This window comes from Metabacillus rhizolycopersici (assembly GCF_020075705.1).
In genome coordinates, this window is record NZ_JAIQUM010000145.1 from 1 (window position 1) to 5,764 (window position 5,764).

General features: G+C 33.4%; 8 protein-coding genes. 7 read left to right on the forward strand and 1 reads right to left on the reverse strand.

The window, feature by feature from the left end; all coding sequences use genetic code 11:
* From K9V48_RS26830 to K9V48_RS26860, 7 genes are all read left to right on the forward strand, one after another.
* A partial coding sequence (locus K9V48_RS26830) for a YhjD family protein (RefSeq protein ID WP_498043136.1) occupies nucleotides 1-203 on the forward strand: 203 nt, incomplete at its 5' end.
* Nucleotides 199-1,464 carry a DNA polymerase IV gene (locus tag K9V48_RS26835; protein ID WP_438803929.1) on the forward strand — a complete coding sequence of 422 codons (1,266 nt, stop codon included), beginning with the start codon at nucleotides 199-201 and terminating at the stop codon, nucleotides 1,462-1,464. The genes K9V48_RS26830 and K9V48_RS26835, both read left to right, overlap by 5 nt.
* Nucleotides 1,461-1,778 (forward strand): YolD-like family protein, encoded by a 318-nt coding sequence (locus tag K9V48_RS26840; protein WP_224142139.1) that lies wholly within the window; start codon nucleotides 1,461-1,463, stop codon nucleotides 1,776-1,778. The genes K9V48_RS26835 and K9V48_RS26840 overlap by 4 nt, the downstream gene beginning before the upstream one ends.
* Nucleotides 1,779-2,076: 298 nt before the next feature.
* Nucleotides 2,077-2,283: a hypothetical protein gene (locus tag K9V48_RS26845; protein ID WP_224142140.1), complete on the forward strand. Its 207-nt coding sequence runs from the start codon at nucleotides 2,077-2,079 to the stop codon at nucleotides 2,281-2,283.
* A 423-nt stretch (nucleotides 2,284-2,706) separates the two neighbouring features.
* Nucleotides 2,707-3,774, forward strand: coding sequence for a sulfite oxidase (locus tag K9V48_RS26850; protein ID WP_224142141.1), 1,068 nt, complete (start codon nucleotides 2,707-2,709; stop codon nucleotides 3,772-3,774).
* Nucleotides 3,775-4,483: 709 nt separating this feature from the next.
* Entirely contained in the window at nucleotides 4,484-4,660 is a 177-nt protein-coding gene (locus K9V48_RS26855) for a hypothetical protein (RefSeq protein WP_224142142.1), read from the forward strand.
* Between the two features lie 168 nt (nucleotides 4,661-4,828).
* A complete protein-coding gene (locus K9V48_RS26860) occupies nucleotides 4,829-5,008 on the forward strand; it encodes a hypothetical protein (protein ID WP_224142143.1) in 180 nt (59 codons plus the stop codon).
* A 658-nt stretch (nucleotides 5,009-5,666) separates the two neighbouring features.
* Here the strand turns inward: K9V48_RS26860 and K9V48_RS26865 are convergent.
* Nucleotides 5,667-5,764: IS3 family transposase (locus K9V48_RS26865; RefSeq protein ID WP_224141561.1), on the reverse strand; the 98-nt coding region annotated here is incomplete at its 5' end.

A 5,764-nucleotide genomic window follows, 5' to 3' on the forward strand; every position in this document is an offset into this window, starting at 1 on the left:
GGGAATTGAAAGATAAAGAAAAGCAAATGCGAAAAAGAGGAATTAAAATCTTATCCCAACAACATGAATCCAACGGTTTATTCACGCAATTTCTATGTAGAGGATACGAACATGAAATGAGTCTATTACACGGTTTTATTCAAGCTCAAATTACAATCATTCTTAGTGAATACTTAAAAATCGAATTGACGGAGATTGATTAGCACCATGGAAAAAAAAGTGATTTTCTTAGCCGATTGTCAGTCATTCTATGCTTCAGTAAAAAAAGCCGCCTACCCTCAATATGCCAACAAACCATTAGCTGTCGCTGGGGATTCAAAAAGGCGAAGCGGGATTGTTTTGGCAGCTTGTCCAATTGCTAAAAGTTTTGGTGTTTCCACTGCTGAATCGCTTCGTGAAGCATTCGCTAAATGTCCTCAATTAGTGGCTATTCAACCAAGGATGCAGGAGTATGTAAATATTTCCTTACAGATTACTTCTATTCTAGAATCTTATACGAATCTTGTGGAACCCTTCTCGATTGACGAACAGTTTTCAGATGTCACCGCCTCTCTTCACTTTTTTGAATCGTCCCGAGACATGGCACTTCATATTCAAAAACGAATTCTCATTCAAACAGGCATTTATGTGCGGATCGGCATTGGGGAAAATAAAGTTTTGGCAAAGATGGCCTGTGATAACTTCGCTAAGAAAAATGCAGATGGGATTTTTGAATTAACGAAAAATAATATAACCGAGTATCTGTGGCCTTTTACACCCGACAAAATGTTCGGTGTTGGTTCCAAAACACTTTATCATCTTCATCAAATTGGTTTGAAAACTATCGGCGATGTAGCGAAAACGAGTGTAGCCGATTTAAAAAGAAAATTACAAAAATATCATGGGAAAAAATGCGATATTTTGGCCCAAGTCTTATGGGCTACGGCTAATGGCATTGATTATTCACCGGTTACTCCGGATGCATTTTCTTTGCAAAAAGGAATCGGCCGCCAAACCACTCTTCCGATTGACTATTATGAAGCAAAGGATATTGAGGTAGTCCTTTTAGAATTATCTTCCTTGATCTGTCAAAGAAGCCGTTATAAAGGGTATATGGGGACAGTTGTTCATGTTGGCATACAAGGAGCCGATTTTAAAACTCCAACTGGATTTCATCGACAAAAGAAATTACGACAACCCTCCTGCCTAACGAGTGAGGTGTTCGAAACAGCTAAAATGCTCTTTCATCAGTACTGGAATCAGCTACCTGTTCGGAAAATATTCGTATCACTCAGTCAATTCCAGACAGATGATTGTTTGCAGCTGTCTTTTTTTGAAAATCGAGAAAGACAACTTTCTTTAGAAAAAAGTATGGATTCAATCAAACAAAAATTTGGAGAGACCTCTATTTTCTTTGCCTCTTCACTAACACAATCTGGGCAAGCGAAGTTCTTAGCTCAGAAAATTGGAGGACATATAAAATGAAAAAACTACAAGGAAATGGGCTGTGGGAAAGTAGTCGAATGATGCTGATGGAACATCGAGACGCCATTATTCATCGAAGCATGGAATCAAAACATAAGCAGATACCGATCATCGATGAACAAAAAAAAGAAGAAATTAATCAGATTCTTTTACAGGCTTTTCAAGAAAAAATGGAAATCAAAATAAGTTACTTTCACGAAAAGGATTTTACCACTATGACTGGAATGATCACGTGTCTAGATACAGTGAAACAACGTATTAAAATTTATGATAACTGGATTGAATGTAATCTTATTCAAGAATGTTTATTGTAAAATGTAGTTTATAAAATTATCAAGGTCTAAATCAAAAAAGCCAGATTGTTTATAAAAAAGATTGATAATTTGTAATAAAGTTTGATCAAAATCCTGTATTGATATAAACCACCTTCCCTTATATTGTGTCCAATCATGAGGTTTTTATGAAAGGGGCGATTACGGGAATGGGTGCATACTGTCATTGAGGTAGCCTTTCTAAACCTTAATTGCTGATAAGTACGATAGGTTCAAAAGTATAATAAGTTCTACATAAATTCCATCTATTTAAGCAACCTACCAGTAAGGAGGTGTTGGAATGACTGAGCCACTACAGCCTGGAAGTAAAAATTTACCGGATTTTAAAGAGTTAGATGACCGAGTCATTGCCGAACGAAGTACATCAGGACCAGTTTTGGTATTAAAAACTAATCTAGACCCAGAAGATCCAAGTGTGGAAAACCCTTACTTTAAAAATATAAATGATAAAAATTCAGCGTCATTAAGGGATTTTTTTGATGACTAGAACAGACTGGAATAGTCAACCAGAAATATCTGATTGACCTTATATTACGAACGGGTGCTTTAATTAAACAATCAGCTAAAAGGATCTTCGACCGGGGGTTATTGACAAATACCCCTTCATAAAAAAAGAAGATGAATATCTACTAAATGTAGTGTTCATCTTCTTTTTTATTTACTATATGATGTGTCTGGTAATGAGACCATTTAGTTTGTCAACAGCCTCGACCGGAAGATCCTTTTTCAGTACCTATAAGAGACTTTATGTTAACTGATAATGTATATCACATGCACGTTTTACTCTATGTAAGCCACTTACTCCCATATACCCTAGGCTCTTATTTTTTCAACGAAATGATCCTTGAATGATTACTCATAAACTACATATGCATTAATTAGCAACTACATTCAAAAGAGGTGGTTATATATGAGTAATTCTCATCAACCTGAAGTAAGAACCTACCTGATTACAAAAACGTTAGTTCCTGAAAATCAGGAAACACCGATACATTTTATTAATGCCGATATTGTTAGTAAAAGACTATTTTATAGAAGAAATCATTTTCCTTATCCCAGCTTTGCGTCTTCCTTTTATTTTCTTCCAATTGAAGGGTTAGTGCATAATCCAAAAGTCTTTTCATTACAGGAAATTTACTCATTGCCATCTAAAACGATAAAAGTGGTTTTAGAATGTTCTGGTGATAAGCGTGAGTTATTTAAACCAAAAGTATATGGAGAGCAATGGGGAAAAGGTGCGATAAGCCAAGGGATTTGGAAAGGTGTACCTTTAAGATCCTTATTGGAGTACACAGGATTACTTGATACTGCCAAAGAAATTGTTTTTGAGGGTCATGATTATGGAGAAAGACCTGATTCTAACCAACTATTTAGTTTTTCAAGGAGTTTACCCATAGAAAAAGCCCTTGATCCAGATACCATTATTGCTTATGAATATAATAATCAACCCATCCCCTTCAAGCATGGTTTTCCGCTTAGATTAATTGTTCCTGGATGGTATGCAATGGCATCTGTAAAATGGATTAAAAAAATTATTGTGATTGATAAGGAATTTAAAGGACCTTTTCAAGCTGTTGATTACGTTTACTATCCTAATAAAGAGAACGATAGTGGAAAATTCCCTGTTACGACTATCAATGTTAACTCAACTATAAAATATCCTTTAAATAGGAATTTATTGTATTCAGGGGTGTATGAAATTAATGGAATTGCATGGACAGGTAAAGATCATATTGCAAAGGTGGAAATTAGTTTTGATGAAGGCCAAACTTGGGATACATGTCAAATAACTTCTTCATCCGAGAAATATGCTTGGGTACGTTGGAATTATAAATGGAAGGCACTTAAAAAAGGCGAATATACCATACTTTCCAAAGCGACTGATTCTAAAGGCAATGTTCAACCATTAGAGCCGATGTGGAACAGAAAAGGTTATGGTTACAACGCCTTAGATAGTATAAAAGTTAAAATTGAGTAACACACATGTTTCGCTTAATAATATTGAGCTACACTCTATTTTCAATAAAAATACACTTCAATACTTATCTTTTAACTTCCTTCTTGAACAATCCAACAAAAAACATTAAAAACATTTCATTAACCTACATTTTCATATAGTAACTTCGACCAAAAACCAGTAGTAGAAGATCTCGATCACAATGCACTTTGTATGATCGAGATCTTCTACTGTTTACTCTGTTAAGGGAGGAGTCACAAATAACTATATAATGGTGTTTATTTCCACTTCAAAACTTAAATAAAAAAGAAATTGATTTACACCTTATTTATTCAATTCTTGGGAGCTTCTTTAACTAACGAGTGGTTTTAATTCAATAAACAAATAAAGGGATCTTTGATTAAGATCCTTTTTTATATGCCGATAAAAGTGATTATGTTAACTATATTTGTATAAAGTATACATTAGTTTTTAGGCTTTAAATCACTGTTATCAAACTGTTATTTTTCACTAACTAAACTGTAAACAAGCTATGATATGATAGATACTCCAAGGAATTTCCCTTTTAGTCGGCAATCCTTTATCAGAGGAAAGCCGGCTTTTTCATTCAAAGAAAATTAAAGGTAGTTGCCCTTGTTTAAGCCATAAACAAAAGGTAAAACAACATAACCTTTAAACTGTTTAAGATTAACAATATATATTGTTAAAAGAAAAGGGGTTTAGGATAGAGATGGGTAAAGAAAATAGTTGTAATCTAGATGGAATTGATAATGACATTTTGAAACAAATGGAACTAAAAAGAAGAGAAATCATTGCAAACATTTCGGATTTGCCTCCATCGAAAAAAGAAATCGTGATTAAAAACCTCAATGAATTAATTATATTAACAAATAAAGCCCATCAATAATTAGAAATCCTTTCACGTTAGACTACTGAAACTTCTTTTTTACCGATAAGTAACTTTATATCAACAAAAAATCGATAGAAAACAAGGCTTTCATGCAGGACATTTAATAAACTAGCATGAATATATGAACATAAAAGCAAAACAGAAGCTAGTACTAGCAATGATGAAATGGATTCAATCGATATGTTACTTGCAGGTAAGAAAGTACACTCTAAAAGAGTATACAGAGGGTTTTATTTTGATGAAGATATATTAAACATCATTGATCGTGTTCCTAAAAACTATAAATCTGAATTGGTGAATGAATCATTAAGGAAAATATTCAAAGATAAAGGATTACTAGAATAAAAAGAGATTGGGTACCTAAATAGGCGTCCCTTTCCATTATTCTGTTCCATGTTCGATAGATGTTCACTGGTTATAAATGAAGAAAGATCCCCTAGCGCGCTTAGGGGATCTTTCGTTTATATTTTTGTAGGTTATTCCTTATTTGATAAGATTTCAATCATCCTAATATACTTTCCGTTCAAAATAATCTTTATATCGGTTGGTGTTTGTAAATAAAACAAGCAATTAGACCCTAGAGCCTTTATTTCATTTGTTTTTTAAAGTTTCCATTTATATTAAAAAAGCTTTTTTGTTTAAAATAATTATTTTTTCAAATTATCATAGTTGCACTTTCTGGTTTAACAGTTGCTAACTACTACTTCAATGCAACGCCAGGTAGTGCTAAACCTCCTATAGGAGATACAGTATTGTATGCTCAACTTCTAAGATTGTTCGGACAGGATAATCAATTACTTCAGAAATATACTTTTGAATAAAAAGACCGAACTCTTTAAGTTCGGTGATATTGGGACAAATGCAGGGGGGAATACATTTGTATTTTTAGTGTTACTTAGATTAAGAGAATTTATACATAAAAATAAATTAAGTGTGAACTTTAACAAATCACTCAAAATAAGGGAATTAATGTTTGGAATGTCAACACTAAACTGGACAAAACTTATAAGGGCTGTTGTTTAAATTCAACAGGCGTTAAATAGTCTAATGTTCCGTGAATTCGAATGTTATTGAACCAATGTACATAATCATTAAGTTCAA